15 protein-coding genes are annotated in these 18,671 nt (G+C 75.7%); 5 read left to right on the top strand and 10 right to left on the bottom strand.

The window, feature by feature from the left end:
* The first annotated feature begins 29 nt into the window (after window positions 1–29).
* Window positions 30–818 carry a hypothetical protein gene (locus tag LG396_RS18575; protein ID WP_037744458.1) on the top strand — a complete coding sequence of 263 codons (789 nt, stop codon included), beginning with the start codon at window positions 30–32 and terminating at the stop codon, window positions 816–818.
* An 18-nt stretch (window positions 819–836) separates the two neighbouring features.
* Here the strand turns inward: LG396_RS18575 and LG396_RS18570 are convergent, their stop codons facing one another.
* The 3 genes from LG396_RS18570 to LG396_RS18560 form a co-directional block, all read right to left on the bottom strand.
* Entirely contained in the window at window positions 837–1,613 is a 777-nt protein-coding gene (locus LG396_RS18570) for an NPP1 family protein (RefSeq protein WP_225795589.1), read from the bottom strand.
* Between the two features lie 170 nt (window positions 1,614–1,783).
* Window positions 1,784–2,185: a GNAT family N-acetyltransferase gene (locus LG396_RS18565; RefSeq protein ID WP_225795588.1), complete on the bottom strand. Its 402-nt coding sequence runs from the start codon at window positions 2,183–2,185 to the stop codon at window positions 1,784–1,786.
* A gap of 49 nt (window positions 2,186–2,234) precedes the next feature.
* Window positions 2,235–4,523, bottom strand: coding sequence for an ATP-binding protein (locus tag LG396_RS18560; RefSeq protein ID WP_225795587.1), 2,289 nt, complete (start codon window positions 4,521–4,523; stop codon window positions 2,235–2,237).
* 187 nt (window positions 4,524–4,710) lie between these two features.
* Between LG396_RS18560 and murA the strand changes: the two genes are divergently transcribed.
* Both murA and LG396_RS18550 read left to right on the top strand, forming a co-directional pair.
* Window positions 4,711–6,018, top strand: a complete 1,308-nt coding sequence (murA, locus tag LG396_RS18555; RefSeq protein ID WP_225795586.1) for a UDP-N-acetylglucosamine 1-carboxyvinyltransferase — start codon at window positions 4,711–4,713, stop codon at window positions 6,016–6,018.
* Between the two features lie 84 nt (window positions 6,019–6,102).
* Window positions 6,103–6,321 (top strand): hypothetical protein, encoded by a 219-nt coding sequence (locus LG396_RS18550; RefSeq protein WP_225795585.1) that lies wholly within the window; start codon window positions 6,103–6,105, stop codon window positions 6,319–6,321.
* Here LG396_RS18550 and LG396_RS18545 read toward each other — a convergent pair.
* The gene (locus LG396_RS18545) at window positions 6,296–7,585 is read right to left on the bottom strand and encodes a low temperature requirement protein A (protein ID WP_225795584.1); all 1,290 of its coding nucleotides are present in this window, start codon (window positions 7,583–7,585) and stop codon (window positions 6,296–6,298) included. The two genes, LG396_RS18550 and LG396_RS18545, sit on opposite strands and share 26 nt — an antisense overlap.
* A gap of 281 nt (window positions 7,586–7,866) precedes the next feature.
* Between LG396_RS18545 and LG396_RS18540 the strand changes: the two genes are divergently transcribed.
* Window positions 7,867–9,330: a glycoside hydrolase family 47 protein gene (locus LG396_RS18540; protein ID WP_225795583.1), complete on the top strand. Its 1,464-nt coding sequence runs from the start codon at window positions 7,867–7,869 to the stop codon at window positions 9,328–9,330.
* 54 nt (window positions 9,331–9,384) lie between these two features.
* On the opposite strand, the gene LG396_RS18535 is transcribed toward LG396_RS18540, so the two are convergent.
* Both LG396_RS18535 and LG396_RS18530 read right to left on the bottom strand, forming a co-directional pair.
* On the bottom strand, window positions 9,385–10,140 hold the full coding sequence (locus LG396_RS18535) for a C39 family peptidase (protein ID WP_100302012.1): 756 nt from the start codon (window positions 10,138–10,140) through the stop codon (window positions 9,385–9,387).
* 79 nt (window positions 10,141–10,219) lie between these two features.
* A complete protein-coding gene (locus tag LG396_RS18530) occupies window positions 10,220–11,212 on the bottom strand; it encodes an alpha/beta hydrolase (protein WP_018835405.1) in 993 nt (330 codons plus the stop codon).
* Window positions 11,213–11,390: 178 nt separating this feature from the next.
* Here LG396_RS18530 and LG396_RS18525 point away from each other — a divergent pair, with 178 nt between their 5' ends.
* Window positions 11,391–12,374, top strand: coding sequence for an ArsR/SmtB family transcription factor (locus LG396_RS18525; protein ID WP_225795582.1), 984 nt, complete (start codon window positions 11,391–11,393; stop codon window positions 12,372–12,374).
* Window positions 12,375–12,395: 21 nt separating this feature from the next.
* Here LG396_RS18525 and LG396_RS18520 read toward each other — a convergent pair whose 3' ends face one another.
* Genes LG396_RS18520 through LG396_RS18505 form a run of 4 tightly spaced genes read right to left on the bottom strand, consistent with a single transcriptional unit; the run spans window position 12,396 to window position 18,422 of the window.
* Window positions 12,396–13,616: a type III PLP-dependent enzyme domain-containing protein gene (locus tag LG396_RS18520; protein WP_225795581.1), complete on the bottom strand. Its 1,221-nt coding sequence runs from the start codon at window positions 13,614–13,616 to the stop codon at window positions 12,396–12,398.
* Window positions 13,613–15,358 carry an IucA/IucC family protein gene (locus LG396_RS18515; RefSeq protein WP_225795580.1) on the bottom strand — a complete coding sequence of 582 codons (1,746 nt, stop codon included), beginning with the start codon at window positions 15,356–15,358 and terminating at the stop codon, window positions 13,613–13,615. Before LG396_RS18515 ends, LG396_RS18520 begins: the two co-directional genes overlap by 4 nt.
* Window positions 15,358–17,244, bottom strand: a complete 1,887-nt coding sequence (locus LG396_RS18510) for an IucA/IucC family protein (RefSeq protein WP_225795579.1) — start codon at window positions 17,242–17,244, stop codon at window positions 15,358–15,360. The genes LG396_RS18515 and LG396_RS18510 overlap by 1 nt, the downstream gene beginning before the upstream one ends.
* The gene (locus LG396_RS18505; protein WP_225795714.1) at window positions 17,241–18,422 is read right to left on the bottom strand and encodes an ATP-grasp domain-containing protein; all 1,182 of its coding nucleotides are present in this window, start codon (window positions 18,420–18,422) and stop codon (window positions 17,241–17,243) included. Before LG396_RS18505 ends, LG396_RS18510 begins: the two co-directional genes overlap by 4 nt.
* Window positions 18,423–18,671: the final 249 nt, after the last annotated feature.

The following is an 18,671-nucleotide window of genomic DNA, read 5'->3' as shown; positions in this document are numbered from 1 at the left end:
GCAGTCACCCGGAGAAGGGGGTACCCGCCATGGCGAGTAAGATCATTCTGCTGCCGAAGGAAGTCGGCAGCCTCAGCCGAGGGCTGCCGCCCGCCGACGTGCCGCCGCAGCCGGAGACGCTGTTCGTGCTCGGCTCGAACGGCGGGATGAGCGTGGCCCCGGACGCGGGCTTCACCCTGCTGTTCGGGCGCAACGAGCCCGAGGTGCACGTCTGCGTGGGCGGCGGCGACAAGCGCGTCAGCCGCCGGCAGGGGATGGTCACCCGCCAGTACGCGCGCTGGGTGCTGACCAACACCGGGAAGCGGCCGATCCGTTTCCCCGACTCCCGGTTGGTGCACCGCGGCGACCAGGCCTTCCTGCCCACCGGCTACACCCCGCTGTTCGTCGTCTCGTCCCCCGAGGACCACCTGCTCGAGGTGCGGATCTCCGCGGCCAGGCCCGGCGGCACGGCCGGGGGCCCGACCGTGCAGGAGGAGTCGACCCTCGGCGAGGAGCGCGACCTCGACGAGGACGAGATGCTGGTGCTCGTCTGCCTCGCCCAGCGCTATCTGCAGGGCGACCCGCAGCCGCAGCCGCTGACGTGGGCCCAGGTCGCGTACGAGCTGGCGCGGCTGCAGCCCGGGCGCAACTGGACGGAGAAGACCGCCGCGCACATCGTCGCCGGCGTGCGCAAGAAGCTGAGCCGCGACGGGGTGCCGGGGCTGCTGGCGAAGGACGTGCCGTCGCCCGTGGGCAACGCGCTCAACCACAACCTCATCACCGACCTGCTGATCACCGCGACGATCCGCAAGGAGGACCTGCGGAAACTGGGGGAGTGAGGCGGCCCCGGCCCCCCGCTACGGCGCGCCGGGATCGAACGGGATGCCCGCGGGCAGGGCCTTCTCCAGGTGCGAGACGAAGGAGGAGTCCTTCAGGCCGAAGTTGGCGCTGCCGAAGTCCGTGGTGGCGAGCAGGTCGCGCAGCCCCGGCGGATAGCCGTTCCAGCCCACCAGGCCGGGGAACTGCCAGGCGCCCCGGTGGTTCTCCGGCGGCTCGTCGTTGCCGGTGGCGGGGCGGAAGGCGTGGGTGCCGATGCCGTCCTTGTGGTAGACGACCTTGGGGTGGGTGCCGTCCCACCGGATCTGGTCGCGGGGGTACGTGTCGAAGTCGCCGTGCGCCGACGTCGATACGTACTGCGCCTCGTCGCCACGGGTCCACACCACGACGTGCTCCCAGTCGTGCCGGTGCCCGAAGAGGGCGGTGCCGGGCAGGGCCTGGTCCTTCTCGAAGTACAGGCCGTAGACCACGGCGCACCAGCCGTTGTTGCACTTCGCGCGCGAGTAGCCGTTGGTGTTGTCCAGGTCCGCGGCGTCGCGGCAGTCGCCGTTGAGCGCGCCGCCCGGCTCCAGGCCCGGGTTGACCGTGCCGTCGGGGCCGATGGCGGGCGTGGGGTAGCAGCCGTCGGTGTCGTAGTCGTACGCGGGCTGGAAGGTCTGCTCCAGGCCGTCCGCGTTCGCCGGCAGCGCCTGCGGCGGCGCGGCGGCCGCCGAGGCGGCGTGCGGCAGGGCGACGACGAGCGCGAACGCGCCACCCAGGACGGCCGATACGCGACGGATCCGGCTGCTCGACCTCATGCGGCCTCCCCAGGCGGCTTCGTGGAGCCCCGACGCCCGCCATCCTCCGGCCGCGGCCGCCGGCCGGGCAACGGTGCAAAGCCGCCCATGGGCGACATGTGCAGCGGCGGTCCGGTGAAGAGGCGGCGGCCGGGCGGTGGCCCGGCGCCGTCGCCGCGGGGCGGCCCGGGTCAGCCGGCCAGCCGGATCAGGCCCGCGGGCGTCGGCCGGAACCCGCAGCCCTCGACGTAGAACGGGCCCAACTCCTCGTCGAAGTCGACGTGCAGCCACTCGCACCCGGCCGCGCGGGCCCGGGCCTCCGCCGCCGCGACCAGGGCCGTGCCGATGCCCTCGTGCCGGCGCGCCGCCGGCACCGCGGTGTCCAGGAGGAAGGCGTGCACGCCGCCGTCCCAGGCGACGTTGACGAAGCCGGCGAGCGCCGCGCCGTCGCGGGCGCACACCCAGCCGAGGCTGTGGCGGTCCAACTGCGCGCGCCAGTCGATGTCCAGGACCCGGTGCCGGAAGCCCTCGGCGTGCAGGGCGTTGACCTCCGCGTTGCCGAACCCGCCGCGCCACTCGTACGTGATCGCCATCGCGCGATCGTACGTCCCCGGGCGGGCACCGGCCGCCGCGGGGCGCGGACTACTCCAGGACCGCCGGGATCTCGTGGCGCGAGGTGATCCCGAGCTTGGCGAATATGTGCTCCACGTGCGCGTCCGCCGTCCGCTTGGAGATCACCAGCCGCTCCGCGACCTCCCGGTTCGACAGCCCCTGCGCCACCAGCGCCGCCACCTCGCGCTCCCGCCGCGTCAGGGCGGGCGCCGCGGGCCGGCCGTCCGCCGGCGGACCCACCGCCGCTCCGGGGACGCCGGGCGGCTCGTCCGTGCCGGCCCGGACCGCCGCCAGGACCGCCGCACCCTGCATCCGCGCCCCGCGCCCGCGCCAGCGGCCGAACTCCTCGGCGCCCAGCGCCTCCGCCGCCGCCTTCTCCACCGACTCCTGCTGCTCCAGCATCGACGGCAGCATGCCCACCGGGTCGCCGCTGAGGCTCCGGGTGTTCTCCGCGTAGCCCAGGAGCCAGGCGGCCTTGACGTACCGCTCCTCCCGGGCCGCGTGCCAGGACAGTGCCAGGCACGCCAGCGCGACCACCAGCGCCTCACCGATCTCGCCCGCCGCCTCCAGCCCCCGGTGCAGCGGCTCCGCGCTGGTCTCGTACTCCCCGGCGAGCCACTGGATGGTGCCCTGGACCACCAGCGTCGAGGCGAACAACTGCCGGTCGCCCGTGCCCTCCAGATACGCGAGCCCCGCCTCGCACAGCCGCAGCGCCTGGGCGGTGTCGCCCAGGACGGCGCGCAGCAGCGCCTCCTCGTAGTGCACGACGCCGATGCCCAGCCCGTCCTCGGCCGCCACGATCCGGTCCCGCGCCTCCGCCAGCGCCGCGAGGCCCTCGTCGACCTCGCCGCCCAGCGCCGCGAGCGCCCCCAGGTACGCGTCGGCGAACCGCGCCACCCGCTCCGTCCCCACCCGGTCCGCGGCTTCCCGCGCCAGCGGGAAGCGCTCCGACGCCGTCCCCAGGTCCGCGGTCCAGATGCCGAAGATCCCGGTCATCAGCAGGCCCCAGGCCCGCTCCTCGCAGACCGCGGGTGCCAGGTCGAGCCCCTTGTCGATCCAGTGCCGGCCCTCGGACAGGGTGCCCGCCGCCCGCCAGTACGGCGCGAGCTGGGCCGCCAGCCACAGGCCGTCGCGGGCCCGCTCGGGGGCGTCGTACGCGTAGGCCATGGCGACCCTGAGGTCGGCGATCCGGTCCCGTACGGCCGCGTGCAGCCCGGGCTGCGCCGGGGTCAGCAGCTCGTCCCAGAAGCGCTGGCCCAGCTCCCGCATGGACGCCAGGTGCCGTTCGCGCACGGCCTCGACGTCGCCGGCGCGGGCCAGCCAGTCGGCGCCGTACTCGCGGATGGAGTCCAGCAGCCGGTAGCGGTCGCCGTCCTCGCCGGTGCGCTGGACGACGGACTTGTCGACGAGCCCGATCAGTGCCGGCAGCACGTCCTCGCGCGCCAGCTTCCCGCCCGCGCACACCCGCTCCGCGGCCGAGACGTCGAAGGAGCCGGCGAAGACCGACAGCCGGGCCCACAGCAGCCGCTCCTGCGCGGTGCACAGCTCATGGGACCAGCCGATGGCGGTACGGAGCGTCTGGTGCCGGGTGTGCGCGGTGCGCCGGCCGCCGGTGAGCACCTCGAAGCGGCGGTCCAGCCGGGTGGCCAGCTCCGCGAGCGGCACCGCCCGCAGCCGGACCGCGGCCAGCTCCAGCGCCAGCGGCATCCCGTCGAGCCGGCCGACGAGCGCGAGCAGCTGCGCGCGGTTGGCGTCGGTCACGGCGAACCCCGGGACCACGGACGCCGCGCGCTGCACGAACAGCTCCAGCGACTCGGCGGGGTCCAGCGGCGCTATCGTCAGGCAGCGCTCGCCCGGCACGTCGAGCGGCTGCCGGCTGGTGGCGAGCACGCTGACGCCCGGGGCCTCGCGCAGCAGCACGTCGGAGAGCATCGCGCAGGCGTCGAGCAGGTGCTCGCAGGTGTCGAGGAGGATCAGCAGCCGGCGCTCGCGCAGGTGCGCCACCATCGCGTCCAGCGTGCCCATGCCCGGCTGCTCGGGCAGCTCCAGCACCGCGGCGAGCGAGGTGAGCAGCAGCTCCGGGTCCCGCAGACCCGACAGCTCCGCCAGCCAGACGCCGTCCGGGAAGCGGGCGGTGAGCCCGGCGGCGGCGCGCATCGCCGTGCGGCTCTTGCCGACCCCGCCGGGGCCGGCCAGCGTGACGAGCCGCGACCGCGCCAACTCGGCGCGGATGAGGGCGATCTCCTCCGTCCTGCCGACGAAGCCGGTGAGCTCCACGGGGAGTTCCCCGCCGCGCCGCTGGCCGAAGCCGAATCCCATGGCACCCCCGGGGCAGTCCGTCCACGTCGTGGTCGCGATCCCACCACAGCGTACGCAGATAACTGCACAGCGTGTAGGCCGCACGGCCACCCTCACCCGTTCGGGACGACGGCGCCGGTGGAGGTGGTGGGGAGGCCGGTACGGGGCCGGGGGAGGGGCCCCCGGGGCGCGGTCGTAGGCTGCACGGGTGAATGGGAAGCTGTGGCAGATCGAGCCGTCCGGACCGCTGCGCGGCGACGTCACCGTGCGCGGGGCCAAGAACGCGGTCAGCAAGCACATGGTGGCGGCGATGCTCGGCTCCGGGCCGAGCACCATACGCAACGCGCCGGACGTCGGCGAGGTCGGCATCACCGCCCGGATGCTGGAGCACGTGGGCATGAAGGTCGAGCGCACCGACGGCGAGGTCACCGTCGTGCCGGGACCGGTGGCGGACCCGAGCGTCGACAAGGCGTTCACCGGGCTCAACCGCATTCCGATCCTGCTGCTCGGGCCGCTGCTGCACCTGACCGGCGAGGCCTTCGTGCCGATGGTCGGCGGCGACCCCATCGGCCGCCGGCCGGTCGACTTCCACCTCGACGCGCTGCGCCGCTTCGGCGCCGAGGTGGAGCTGGCCGAGGACGGCATCCACGCCCGCGCCGCGCGGCTGCGCGGGACCCGCGTCGACCTGCCGTACCCCAGCGTCGGCGCCACCGAGACGGTGCTGCTGACCGCCGTGCGGGCCGAGGGCCGCACCGTCATCCGCAACGCCGCCACCGAGCCGGAGATCGTCGAGCTGGCGCTCTTCCTCCAGCGGATGGGAGCGCGGATCTCCCTCTACCCGGACCGCCGCATCGTCGTCGAGGGCGTCGACGCGCTGGGCGGCGCCACCACCCGGCTGGGCGGCGACCGGATCGAGGCCTTTTCCTACCTGGTCGCCGGGCTGGTCACCGGGGGAGAGGTGCGGGTGCACGGCTGCCCGCAGGACCGGCTGGTGACGCCCATCACCACGCTGGCGCGGATGGGCGCCCGGTTCGAGATCACCGACGACTGGATCACCGCGTCGGCCCCCCGCGCGCTGCGCGCGGCCGCCGTGCAGACGGACACCCACCCGGGCTTCGCCACCGACTGGCAGACCCCGCTGATGGTGCTCTTCACACAGGCCGAGGGGATGTCGGTGCTGCACGAGACGGTGTACGAGAACCGGCTCGCGTACGTCTCCGCGCTGCAGGGCATGGGCGCCGAGATCGAGGTCTACGACACCTGCCTGGGCGGCCCCGCCTGCCGCTACCACGACACGGGCGCGCTGCACTCCGCCGTCGTGCGCGGCGTCAGCAGCCTGCGCGGCGGCGACGTCACGATGCCCGACATCCGCGCCGGGTTCTCCGCCGTGCTGGCCGCGGCGGTCGCCACCGGCGGCTCGACGCTGCGCGGGGTGCACCACATCGAGCGCGGCTACCACCGGCCCGTCGAGCAGTTCCGTGCGCTCGGCCTGGAGCTGACCAGCCGCGAGGAGTAGCGCACCGGGGGTGTGCGGGGCCGGGCGTACGGCGTACGGCACAGGGGTCACGGAATCCGGGACGGGAACCGGGAGGGGACGGACGTGGAGTGGTGGTGGGTGGCCGCCGCCGTGCTGCTGGGCGGAGCAGGGGTGGCGGCCGCGGGCTTCCGGCAGGCGGACGACTCGCCGCGGCGGCTGTCGGGGCGCTCGCAGCGCGCGGCACGCGGCGTGTCCGTGGTGCTGATCGGCGTCGCGGTCTTCTTCGGGCTGCTGGTGGCGGTGGGCAAGTTCCTGCTCACGACGGGGAACGGCGGGCTCTGAGGTCGGCCAGCACCCGGCGCTGGTGCCGGTGGCCGACGGTCTCGTAGCCGACGACGGTGACGAACGGCGCGAGTATCACGACCAGCAGGCACACCGCGACCGGCGCCCCGGCCGCGGACAGCAGCACCGCCACGCCCAGCACGGCCAGCGTGAGCGCGATCAGCAGCGCGTGGAAGCGGTCCCGGTCGGACAGCAGCAGGGTGTGCAGCAGGTAGACGACGAGCAGGTACAGGCCGACGGGCAGGGCCAGGGACAGCACCACGGCGAGTTCGCCGACGGCCGCGTCGTGCTCCAGGTACAGCCCGGCGACGTGCAGCCCGGCGCCGGCGCCCGCGATGCCGGCGAACACCGGGATGTGGCCGTAGCCGAAGAGGTACCCGCGGGCGCGCCGGTGCACGAGGATGTCGCCGAAGGGCGTCGTGAAGTACACCCACCACATGCCGAAGGTCAGCCCGACGCCGGCGACGACGACGGCCACGGCGTTCGCCGTCCACTCGGTGCCCTCCGGGCCGCCGAGGAGGCCGCCCGAGGAGGCGACGGTGCCGACGACGCCCTCGCCGAGGGTGATGATCGCGAAGAGGCCGTACCGCTCGGCGACGTGGTGCGGGTGCCACGGCGTCCCGCCCGCGCCGCCCTGCGTCAGGACCGGCAGCAGCAGCTCCAGCGCCGTGAACACCACGTAGGCGACGGCCACCTGTGCGAACGACAGCCTGGTGAACCCCACCACGAGCCAGCCGGCCTGGGCGATCACGGTCCAGCGGATGTTGGCCATGCACACGTCGCGGTACTCGGGCGACTCCCGGGCGGCCCGCCACCACTGCGCCACCATCGCGATCCGCATCACGACGTAGCCGATGACGATCGCGCGGATCTCCAGGTGGTCGCCGTCCTCGACGGAGTGGAACATCGCCGGCAGGCCGAGGGCGAAGACGACGACGCCGATCATCTGCAGCATGGTCAGCGAGCGGTAGAGCCAGTCGTCGGTGCCGAACGCGGACGAGAACCAGCTGAAGCTGATCCACGCGATGCTGATCGCGAACATGGCCATCGCGAACGCCACGACCGCCCGCGCGGCGTGGTCCCCGGCGGCCATCTCGGCGAGGAACGAGGCGGCGGTGCCGACGGCGACCACGAAGGTCAGGTCGAAGAGCAGCTCCAGCGGGGTCGCGGTCCGGCCGCGCTCGCCGGGGTCGCGGCCGGACATCCGCACCCGGCTGTGCGCCACCCGCCCGCCGCCGGCCGCCGCGGGTTCGGAGTCGGTCATGGCCAGAGATGATGCCCCATCAGGCGGCGGTCGCCGCGGGGGCTCGCGCGGGGTGCGGGGGGCCCGTACGCCCGCTGCCGTACGGACCGGTGCGGCCCACCCGGCGCCCGCGGCGGGAACGGTACGGGGACCGGCCCCGGGACGCGTCCCGGGGGTCCCGCGACACTCCGCGGGCACCATTGACACCGTCCCGAGCGCCGCTAGCCTCGATTCACGACCGCACGTGACAACGATGTCAGGCGCGTCGGGGGGCGCGTCCACACCGCGAAGGGGCAGCATCGATGGGCACCGCCGCACACCACCGCACCCCTCTCTCCCGCCGCCGGCTGCTGGCAGCCGCCGCCGCGACGTCCGCCGCCGGCGCCGGCGGCCTGGCGCAGGCCGCGCCCGCACGGGCGCTCGCGGGGGAGGCCGCGCACCCCGCGGCCGCCGTCCGCGTACCCGCGGGGCCGCACGCCGCACGCGAGATCCGCACCGAGTTCCTGCACGCCTGGAACGGCTACCGCGCCGCCGCCTGGGGCCACGACGAGGTACGGCCCGTCTCCGGCACGTCGAGCGAGTTCTTCGCCCAGGGCCACCCCGTGGGCCTGTCCGTGATCGAGGCGCTGGACACGCTGTACGTGATGGAGCTGGACGAGGACCTGAAGGAGTCCGCCGACTGGCTGGAGCAGAACCTCGACTTCGACATCGACGCCGACTTCCACGTCTTCGAAGCCATCATCCGCGTCGTCGGCGGGCTGCTCGCCGGCCACCTCGTCACCGGCCGGCAGTCGCTGCTCGACCTGTGCGTCGACTTCACCGACCGGCTGCTGCCCGCGTTCACCAAGTCGCCCACCGGCATGCCGTACACCCGCGCCAACCTGCGCACCGGCGAGGTCCACGGCACCACCCCGCCGCTCGCCGAGATCGGCACGAACATCCTGGAGTTCGGGATGCTCTCCCGGCTCACCGGCGACGGCAAGTACTACGAGGCGGCCAAGCGCGCCTACCGCGCCGTGCTCGACCGGCGCTCCTCGCTCGACCTCCTCGGCACCCGGCTCGACGTCGAGACCGGCCGCTGGACCGACCCCACGGACCAGGGCCCCAACCCGCCCGTCGACTCCTTCTACGAGTACCTGTGGGGCGCCTGGGAGCTGTTCGGCGACCGGGACTGCCTGCGCTGGTGGCGGCTGCTCAACGGCGCCATGACCGAGCACCTGGTGGAGGAGTGGGACGGCCACGTCTGGTACCGCCAGGTCGACTTCGCCACCGGCGAGACCACCGGCCGGCGCCAGTCCGAACTGGCGTCGTTCTGGGGCGGCCTGGTCGCCAAGGGCGGCGACCGGCGCCTCGGCGAGCGCTACCACCGCTCGTGGGAGTCGGTCCTGCAGCGCTGGCCCGTGCTCCCCGAGGAGATCGACTACGGCACGATGACCCCCACCTCGCGGGGCAACCAGTTCCGGCCCGAGTACGTCAACGGCGCCTTCGACCTCTACTGGCTGACGCGGGACGACTTCTACCGCCGCACGGCGTGGCAGTACTTCGAGGGCATGAAGGCCCACGCCCGCGTCCCCGGCGGCTACACGATCCTGGAGGACGTGACGACCTCGCCGATGCGCCAGGGCGACCTGTTCCCGGCGTACGCCTTCGCGGAGAACTTCAAGTACCTGTACCTGATGTTCGCCCGCACCCGCCGCTTCGACGGCGGCGACTACGTGCTGTCGACGGAGGGCAAGATCCTGCGCGGCCTGCCCCGCCGCCGGTGAGAGCGGCCGGGGCCCGCCCTCCCGCGGACGGGCCCCGGTGCTCCCCGGGGGGCCTCAGGCGGCGTAGCCCTTCGGCGGGATGAGCGTGGCGAGCTGGTCGAAGGAGAGCCAGTAGATCTGGTTGCCGCCGAAGGACGCCGGGTCGGCGATGAGGACGGTGCCCTGGGCCTCGTCGTAGCCGATCACGGTGAAGTAGTGGTAGATCGTCTGGTCCGGCGGGTAGCCGGGCGGCTGGTTGCCGGGCGGGGCGACGATGTTCGCGACGACCGGGTAACCGTTGTCGATGTCGAGGACGACGTCCTGCCACAGCAGGTCGCGCTGGGCCTGCGTGGGCGGGTCGTTCGGCATCTCCTTCGTCTCGTACCAGCCGGTGCCCAGGTTGGCGTTGAGCACGCCGGTGACCTGGCTGATGTGGTCGGTCCCGGCCTCGGTGGTGCCGAGCTGGGCGGCCAGCGCCCCCTGGCTGGGCGGCGCGATGCGTGCGGACAGCGCGATGCGGGTGGCTGCCGGGCCGCACCAGTAACCGGTCTCCTGGACCTGGTAGTCGACGTCCAGGGTGCGGGCCGCGGCGGTCCGCTCGCCCTCGACGTGCAGCCGGGTGCCGGGCTGGTTCTGCCCGCTGACGACGGCGGTGCCGGAGGCCGTGCCGCCCTCCAGTACGGAGGCCACCGTGGGGCCCGCGCCGGGGCCGGGTGCGGCGGTGGCGGGGGCGGCGAGCACGGCGCAGGCGGCGGTCGCCGCGAGCGCGGTGGCGATGGCCGTCGGGACGAGGCGGGCGCGGGGCGGGCGTGGCGTGCGGGGTATGTGCATCGGGGCTCCTGACGTGGGGGGTTTGCGTGGGGGGTTTGCCCGGCGGGGCGTACGGCCGCACTGCCCGTACGCCCCCCGGCTACGCCTTGCGCAGCCGGGCGAGGATGCCGTCGAGGTCCTGGCGGAACATCTCGGGGCGGAAGACGTGCCCGCCGGGCTCCTCGCGCCACTCGTGCGGGATGCCGGCGCCGGCCAGCGCGCCGCGGAACTCCCGCTGGCCGGCGAGCACCTGGGTCTCGTTGGCGGTGTCGAACCAGTTCACCGGGTCGGGGCTGGTGCCGGCGACGAGGAACACCCGCTTGTTGCGGTAGCTGGGAAGCCGCTCCATCGGGTTGTCGGCGCTGACCCGCGCCTCGTTCCACAGCGGCGCGCCGTAGACGGTGCCGCCCGCCAGTTCCACGGCCGCCGACGACACGTTCGCCCAGTGCACGACCAGCCCGGCGTCCCGGCGCAGGCTCGCGGGGCCGGAGTGCGAGCTGACGGAGGCGAAGTGCCCGTAGTACTTGGCCGCGTACTTCAGCGCGCCGAAGCCGCCCATCGAGAAACCGCCGACCGCGCGGCCGTCGTACTCCGCGTAGGTACGGAAGTTGGCGTCGATCCACGGCAGCAGCTGGGCGATGTGGAACGTCTCCCAGTTGCGCGGCCCGGCGTTGGAGGAGACGGGGTTGGAGTACCAGCCGGCGTGGCCGCCGTCCGGCATGACGACGATGACGCGCCTGCCGGCGGTCAGCGCGCGGATGCCGAGCCGGTCGAACTGGATGAAGTCCGCGTCGGTGCCGCCCCCGTGCAGCAGGTAGAGCACCGGGTAGCGCAGCCCGCTGTCGTGGTAGCCGTCGGGGAGCAGGACGTTGACGCCGGGGTCCCAGCCGATCGCGTCGGTCGCGAACCGGTAGTACCACATGCGCGGGTCGGACTCGTTGCGGTCGGTGATCCGCAGGCCGAAGCCGTCGTTCGCGGCGGCGGCGGGCGCCGCCGCCGCGAGGGCGCCGGCGCCCCCGGCGGCCAGCGCCGCCGTGAGGCCGCCCGCGGCCTTCAGCACGCGTCGGCGGTTGGGACGGGTCTCGCTCACCATGACCTCCTGGGCCGTGTCGCTGCCTGGCCCCGGGCCGGGGTCCGCCGGCCCGGGCTCGTACGCTCCCGTGTCAGGCCACGGATCGTAGGCGGCGGTCCGACGCGCGCCGGGCGGGGCTTTTCCGGCTCGGTCGAAAAGCCCACGGTCCGGCGGAGGCCGGGGTCCTAGCGTTACGGGAATGGCCGGCATGCTGCGCATCCACTTCGGCGACCGCGACTTCCGGCACGTGCAGCTGACCGGGACCGCCGATCCCATGTGGGAGGCGATCCTCGGGCTGCACGTGCTGAGCACGCCCGCGGCCCGCCTGCCCGCCCGGCTGCGCCCGTGGCGGCGGCGCGCCGCCGCGCGGCTGGACGGCGGCGAACTGCGCGCCGCCTGCCGGCTGCTGCGCGACGTGGCGCCCGCCGACGCCCCGTACTTCCCCGACTTCCTCACCCCCGTCGAGTCCGAGGAGGGGCTGTCCGCGGCGCTGGAGACGCTGCTGGCCACGCCGGGCCGGCGGCTCGCCCGCGAGCTGCGCGAGGCCGCACGGCACCGGCCGCTGCCCGCGTGGACCCGGCGGCTCGCGGCGGGGGACCGGGCGCAGCTCGAACGGATCGCGGACGCCGTACGGCAGTTCCACGCGCGGCTGATCGTGCCGGAGTGGAGCGAGGTGGAGGCCACGATCGCCGCGGACCGCAAGTGGCGTACGGCCGCGCTCGACGGCGGGATGCCGGCGGTGCTGGGCACGCTGCGGCCCTTCCGGTGGCGCGACGGGGTGCTGGCCGCGCCGTACCCGGTCGACTACGACCTGCGGCTGCGGGGCCGGGGCGTACGGCTCATCCCGTCGTTCTTCTGCCACACCGCGCCGATCGCGATCGCCGACCCCAGCCTGCCGCCTGTGGTGGTCTATCCGGTGCGCCGCCACCCGGCGGTGCCCGGCCCCGGCCGGCCGCCCGCCGCGCTCACCGCGCTGCTCGGCACCGCCCGCGCCCGGGTCCTCGACGCGCTCGCCGCCACCGCCACCACCGGGTCCGTCGCCGCCCGCCTCGGCATGCCCGCGTCGACCGTCAGCGGCCACCTGACGGTGCTGCGCGGCGCCGGGCTGGTGGCCAGCGAGCGCGCGGGCGCGCACGTCGTGCACCGGCTCACCGCCCGCGGGCGGCACCTCCTCGACCGCTGAGCCGGCCCGCTCCCGGTCGTGCTACCCGGCTCCCCGGAGGAAGTGGAAGCCGGGGCGCGGGTGCATGAGGAAGCCGTGGTGCGAGATGTTCCAGGCGTACGCGCCCGCCAGCGAGAACACCACCAGGTCCCCGGCACGCAGCCCCGCCGCCGGAACGCCCCGTGCCAGCACGTCCTTCGGCGTGCACAGCTGCCCGGCGACCGTGACCGACGCCCCGCGCGCCGCCGGCCGCGGCCACGGGTGCGGCCACGGCCGGGGCGCCGGGTGGACGGTGCACGGCTGGTCGTGGCCCTTGGTCGCGGGGGTGCGCAGATGGTGGGTGCCACCGCGGACGACGGCGAACTCCTCGCCGTGGCTGCGCTTGACGTCCAGCACCTCGGTCGCGTACCAGCCGCAGTACGCGGTCAGCGCCCGGCCCGGTTCGACGCGGAGCGTCAGCCCGGGGTGCTCGGCGGCCAGCCGGCCCAGCCCCGCGCCGTAGCCGCGCCAGTCGAACCGGCTGTCGGGGGCGGTGTAGTCGACGGCCATGCCGCCCCCCACGCATACCTCCAGCCCGTACGGACCGAGCCCGGCCCGCGCCGCGAGCCGCAGCGCGCCGGCCACCACCGAGCGTGCCACGTCCAGCAGTTGCGGCGCGTCGAGGCCGCTGGCCAGGTGCGCGTGGACGCCGCGCAGCCGCAGCCGCGGGTACGCGCCCGCGGTGAGCAGCCGCGCGGCCTCCTCGGCGTCGGCGGGGTCCAGGCCGAAGGGGGAGGGGCGGCCGCCCATCGCGAGCGCGCTGCCCGCCAGCGAGCCGTCGGCGGCGGGCATGTTGACGCGCAGCAGCACGTCCAGGCCCGCGTCCGGCGCGTCGTCCGCGGTCTGCGCGCCCAGCATGCGCAGCTCGTGCAGGCTCTCGACGTGCACGCGGTGCACCCCCGCGGCGCGGGCGGCGGCCAGCTCCGCGGGCGTCTTGCCGGGCGCCCCGAAGGCGAGGCGCCGGCCGGGCACGGCGGCGGCGACGTGGGCGAGTTCGCCGGCGGAGGAGACCTCGTAGCCGTCGGTGTGCGGCGCTAGGGCGGTCAGGACCGCGGGTTCGGGGTTGGCCTTGGCCGCGTAGTACAGCTCGACGGACGCCGGGAGGGCGGCGCGTACGGACGCCGCGTGGGTGTGCAGGGCGGCCAGGTCGTAGACGTAGGCGGGCAGCTCCTCGGGTGCGAGGGAGCCGAGCAGGTCCAGCACGGCGGGGGTCGGGGCGGTCAACGGGCACTCCGGCGGGGCGAGTCGGGCTCGGATGCGGCCAGCGGGTTCGGCAGGTGGACGTAGCCCGCCTCGCGGTCCGCGCGGCGGCCCCAGCGGGTGAGCAGGTTGGCCTTGGCGGGCAGCGGCGCCCCGCCGAGCAGGGCGCGCAGCCGGGGCGGGTCGCCGAGGTCGCGGGCGCAGTCCAGCAGCACCGCGCGCACCCGCGCCCACAGCGCGGCCTCGGCCCGCGGGTGCAGGTCGGCGAGGGCGGCGAGCATGTCGGCGACGTGGTTGACCAGCAGGCAGTACACCACCCGGTGCCAGCCGCGCACCGCGTCGTACGTCATCGGCCCCGCCACGTCCGCGGGCAGCGCGGCCAGCGCCGCGGCGTGCCGGTCCGGCAGCAGCTTGGTGCCCTCCAGGTCGCGGAAGACCACCTGCGCCGGCATGCCCCCGGCGTCGACGCCCAGCAGGACGTTCTGCAGGTGCGGCTCCAGCACCACGCCGTGGTCGAAGTAGGCGGCGAGGACCGGCGGGACGAGCAGCTCCAGATAGGCCGACCACCAGTCGAGCGCGCTGTCCCGGCGGGCGGTGGCGGGCAGCCGGGACAGCTGCGCGGGACCCGTCGGGTACTCGTCGGCGACGGCCCCGGCGAGCAGCGGGGTGACGCCGGGGCGCAGCACGCCGCCCAGCCCGTCGCGGACGATCACCCCGAAGCCCTCCAGCAGCTCCGGGTCCGCGGTGCCGGCCGGGCCGGGCAGCGCCAGGCTGCGGTACGCCGGCTCGCCCAGCAGCGCGGCGGCGGGGTGGCGGGCGGCCAGGGAGTCGAGCACGGGGCCGAGCAGCCGGGTCAGGGCGACCGCGCCGGCCAGCTCGTAACGGGAGTTCTTGCGCACGCAGTTGGTGATGCGCACGTTGAGGCTGAACTTCAGGAACCCGTCCCCGGTGTGCAGGGTGCGCACGGAGGCGGTCGGGGTGCATGGCGGGCCGCCGGTGCCCAGGTCGAGCACGTCCCGGCGGTCGAGGGCGGCGCGCAGAGCCGGGTGGCCGGCCAGGAGTTCGTACTGCCAGGGGTGGACGGGCAATAGACGGTAGCCGTCGGGGACCGGGCGGAGCCGGTCGAGCGGGGCGGTGGCGCCGGGCCGCGCACTCTCCTCGGCGGCCAGGCGGGCACGTACCGCGAGATGGCGCAGCGGGAAGGCGGCGCCGGCCTCGGGGGCGTAGGCGGCCCAGGCGGCCGTGCCGCCGTCGCGGGCCTTGGGCGTGGGGTGGAAGCGGTGGCCCAGGGGCAGCGACTGCTCCGAGTCCAGGTACGCCGCGAGCGGCCCGCCGCCGGCCGCGGGCGCCGGCCGTGCGCGTACGGCGGCGAGCGCCGCCTCCGTACCCCGGTGGCTGGCGGCGACCTGCTCCGCGAACTCCTCGTTGCGCACGCCCGTGCGCGCCGACAACTCGTCCTGCACGTGCTCGGCGAGCCGCCGCCAGCCGACCTCCGCCCAGTCGCCGTCGCGCCGCTCGGAGACCGGCCCGTCGAAGCGGTGCGCGCCCAGCAGCGAGGCGCGGCGCAGCGCCACGCGCAGCAGCACGCTCGAGCGGGACAGCCGCAGCAGCAGCCGGCCGCCGTCGACGGTGGCCTGCCGCTCGGGTCCGCAGACCTCGCGCAGCAGGCAGTTGAGCAGGGTGTGCGCCACCGCCTCGTCGGCGGTGGGGAGCCGGGCGGGTGAGGCGGTGGCGGACGGGGTGGCGGGTGAGGCGGTGAGGGGCATCAACGGTTCCAGCCGGGGCGGGGTGAGGGGATGGACGGGTACGGGGCGGCGCCGGCGGGCGGCGCGTGGGCGGGCGCGGCGCGGAGGTAGTTCGGGCCGGTGGTGTAGTGCTTGTTGACGTCGGCCGCGCCCGAGCGCTCCTTGGACTGCAGCGTCCCGGCGGTGACCATCGCCTTGACCGGCAGGTGCGCGGCGCGCAGCACGTGGGCGCGCAGCACGTCACCCGGTTCGCCGGGCCCCGTGCCGAGCCGGCCGACGGCCTCGGCGAGCCGGTCGCGTACGAGGCCGAGCAGCGCGGCGAGCGGGGCGCGGCCGTGCCGGGCGAGGCCGAACGCGTAGGCCCCGGCGCACAGGTGGACGGTGATCGTGGCGAAGACGTCGGCCACCGGACCGTCGCCGTCGCACAGGGTGCGGGCGTCGGCGAAGTCGCCCGGGGCCGGCGCGTCGGGTCCCAGGGCGGCGCGCAGCCGGGCGTGGTGGATGCGCGGGCCGTCGTCGTCCTTGAGGAGCAGCCGCATGCGCGGGCGGCCGTCCGCGGTACCCCCTGGCGGGTCGAGGACGAGCGAGACGTTCTGCTGGTGCGACTCCAGCGCGATGCCGTAGCCGAACAGCGTGGTCTGGAAGTCGAAGAGGAGCGCGAGGAGGTCGTCGAGGAGGGCGAGGGGGTCGCCGCCGTGGCAGCGGTCGGCGAGGTGGTCGACGACGAGCCGGCCGCCGGGGGCGGGCGCGAGCAGGGCGGCCAGCGGCACGACGAGCGCGCCGTCGAGCCCGGCGGGCTGGCGGCGGCAGAGCGCGGCGAGCAGGTCGTGGCCGGCGTGCGCGTAGGACGTCTCGTCGGCGTGCAGCACGGTGCCGCGAAAGCGCGGTTCGCGCCGGATCACGGTCTGGAGCAGCCGCTGCACGGCAGCGCCGTCGGCGAGGGTCGCGGGCTTGACGGTGCGCCGGTTGCGCAGTCCCAGGGTGGCGGTGGCCAGCGGCAGCTTCAGGTGCAGCCGGGGGTCGGCGGCCGCGGCGACGGTACGCATCGACAGCGTCGGCACCACGTCGAGGTACGGCTCCGGGGCGAGCGCCGCCCGGTCGGCGAGGCCGGCGGCGCGCAGCGCGCCGGCCAGCGGACCGGCGGCGGTCAGCGGGTGCACGGGCAGGGCGAGATGGGTGCGGTCGAGCGCGGCCGGCAGGCCGAGCGCGGAGGGCGCGGGCCAGGCGACGGGCGGATCCGGGGCGGTGGCGGGGTCGAGGGCGCCGGCGAGGGTGAGGGCGTCGTAGGGCAGGGCGAGCCAGCGCAGGGCGAAGCGGGGGTGGAACTCCGGTGCGTAGGCGCGCAGATCGGCCTCGCCGAGGCCGGCGCGCCCGCGCGAGGCGGGGTGGACGGGGTGGTCGAGGCGGGCGGCGAGGGTGTCGTACGCGAGGGTGCCGGCGTGGCCGGTCCAGCGCGCCGGGTCCGGTCCGTACCGCCCGGTGAGCGCCGCGGCCGCGGCGTCCCGGGTGGCGGTGTGGAGCCGCGCCGCGGCCAGCGCCCGGCGGCACTCCGCGGCGAAGTCGGCGAAGCCGCCGCGGTCCTCGGCCTCCGCGCGGTCCGCCAGGGCGGCGAGGACGGCGTCGAGCCCGGTGACCTCGGCGGTCCCGCCGCCGGTCTCGCGGAGCAGCAGCGGGAGGCGGGCGCCGTACACGGCCTGGAAGCCGTCCGGCGCGACGGGCAGCAGCAGCGCGCCGGGACCGGCGGGGTCGGAGAGGCGCAGCCAGCGCCCGTCCGCCCGGTCGTGCGCCGTCGTACGGGTGCGCAGCCCCGCCACGTCCTCGCGCAGCAGCGCGCTCAGCACCCGGAGCACCAGCGCGGCCTCCTCGCCCCCGGTGCCGTCCCCGGACTCCGGCGCGGCCCGGCTCACGGCGTGATCTCCCAGCGCTGCGCGGCCAGGAAGTCCGCCACCACCCGGTCCACCCGCCGCTGGTCGGTGCCGATGCCGCGGGCCACGCCGAGGAAGTCGCGGTTGGTGCGGTGCAGTCCGTGCCGCTCGCCCACCGCGCGCAGCGGCCGGTACGCCAGCTCGACCCCGTCGACCACCAGGTCCGCCGGCCCCGGGGCGGCGGTCAGCGTCCCGGCGGTGCGGGCGCACGGGTACGACAGCCGGGCCCGCCCGTCCGTGTGCGCCCCGAGGTCCGCGGGCAGCGGCTCGCCCAGGTGTGTACGGAGGATGTGCGCGAAGAGCGGGATGCCGAGCAGCCGGGCGAGCAGCAGGTCGCACTGGTCGCCGATGGCGCGGTAGTTGACCTCCACGACCCGGGCCCGGCCCGCGCTCACCGTGAACTCGGTGTGGCAGGCGCCGAACCCGACGCCGAGCGCGTCGAGCTGCCCGAGCACCTGGGCCGTGACGGGCGCGGGGTGCGCGGGCACGTAGGACATGCGCTCCTCGACGAAGTGCGGCGGCGGCGACAGCTCGGTGTGGAAGCCGCCGAGGAGGTGGCGTACGCGGCCGTCCCCCAGCGTCTCCAGCGTGTACAGCTCCCCCTCCAGGAACTCCTCGACCACCAGCGCCTCGCCCGGCCGCCGCGCCCGTATCTCCGCGACCCGGCGCACGAGTTCCGCCGGGTCCGCGGCCAGCACCACGTCCTCGCTGGCGACGCCCTCGCGCGGCTTGACCACGCACGGGTACGGCACGTCCAGCGCGGCCGGGTCCGCACCGGGGGGCAGCTCCGCGGCCCGCACCGGGTCCGCGCCGGCGGCGGCGAGCCGGCGGCGCATCTCGGCCTTGTCCTTGGTGGCGTGGGCGGCCCGCCAGCTCTTGGCGGGCAGGCCGAAGTAGTCGGCGGCGAGCGCGGCCTGCGTCTGCAGGTGGTCGCTGTTGGTGAAGACCGCGTCGGGCCGGCGGTGGGCGGAGATGCGGCCGATCACGGCGCGGAAGTCGCGTACGTCGCAGCCCAGGGTCTCCGGCTCCGGGGCGCGCCGCCGGTGGGCGCCGGGCTGGTCGGTGAGGACGGTGACGTCGAGGCCCAGACGGCGCGCGGCGGGGAGGAAGCCGTCCGTGACCGAGTCGGTGGGGTTGCGCGCCAGCAGATATAACCGCACGGAATCCTGACCTGACACCTTCCTGGATGCACCCGCCGGCGGCGGCAGAGGTAAGGCTTACCTTACTCTGTCGATCACCCGCCGGTGCACGGGGCGCGAAATCCGGCCGGGCCCCCGCGGCCCCGGCGCCGGGCGGCCTCGGGACGCCGGCGGCAGTCCACGTGCCGAAACGGGTTTGAGCCGGAGGCGGGGTCGGAACGACACTGCGGGAGGAGCCGTGCCGCGACGCGGTTCCCCCGCTATGCCCGC

Source organism: Streptomyces aculeolatus, from assembly GCF_020400605.1.
Classification (GTDB): domain Bacteria; phylum Actinomycetota; class Actinomycetes; order Streptomycetales; family Streptomycetaceae; genus Streptomyces; species Streptomyces aculeolatus.
The sequence above is the reverse complement of the archived record's forward strand: the minus strand, read 5'-3'. Positions and strand labels throughout refer to the sequence as shown.

What these genes read in the sequence shown, in the direction of transcription:
- LG396_RS18565 (WP_225795588.1), bottom strand. Translation starts at nt 2,185, where the DNA reads ATGGCGATCACGTACGAGTGGCGCGGCGGGTTCGGCAACGCGGAGGTC.
- LG396_RS18515 (WP_225795580.1), bottom strand. Translation starts at nt 15,358, where the DNA reads ATGCCCCTCACCGCCTCACCCGCCACCCCGTCCGCCACCGCCTCACCC.
- LG396_RS18560 (WP_225795587.1), bottom strand. Translation starts at nt 4,523, where the DNA reads ATGGGATTCGGCTTCGGCCAGCGGCGCGGCGGGGAACTCCCCGTGGAG.
- LG396_RS18535 (WP_100302012.1), bottom strand. Translation starts at nt 10,140, where the DNA reads ATGCACATACCCCGCACGCCACGCCCGCCCCGCGCCCGCCTCGTCCCG.
- LG396_RS18525 (WP_225795582.1), top strand. Translation starts at nt 11,391, where the DNA reads ATGGCCGGCATGCTGCGCATCCACTTCGGCGACCGCGACTTCCGGCAC.
- LG396_RS18545 (WP_225795584.1), bottom strand. Translation starts at nt 7,585, where the DNA reads ATGACCGACTCCGAACCCGCGGCGGCCGGCGGCGGGCGGGTGGCGCAC.
- LG396_RS18575 (WP_037744458.1), top strand. Translation starts at nt 30, where the DNA reads ATGGCGAGTAAGATCATTCTGCTGCCGAAGGAAGTCGGCAGCCTCAGC.
- LG396_RS18570 (WP_225795589.1), bottom strand. Translation starts at nt 1,613, where the DNA reads ATGAGGTCGAGCAGCCGGATCCGTCGCGTATCGGCCGTCCTGGGTGGC.
- LG396_RS18540 (WP_225795583.1), top strand. Translation starts at nt 7,867, where the DNA reads ATGGGCACCGCCGCACACCACCGCACCCCTCTCTCCCGCCGCCGGCTG.
- LG396_RS18530 (WP_018835405.1), bottom strand. Translation starts at nt 11,212, where the DNA reads ATGGTGAGCGAGACCCGTCCCAACCGCCGACGCGTGCTGAAGGCCGCG.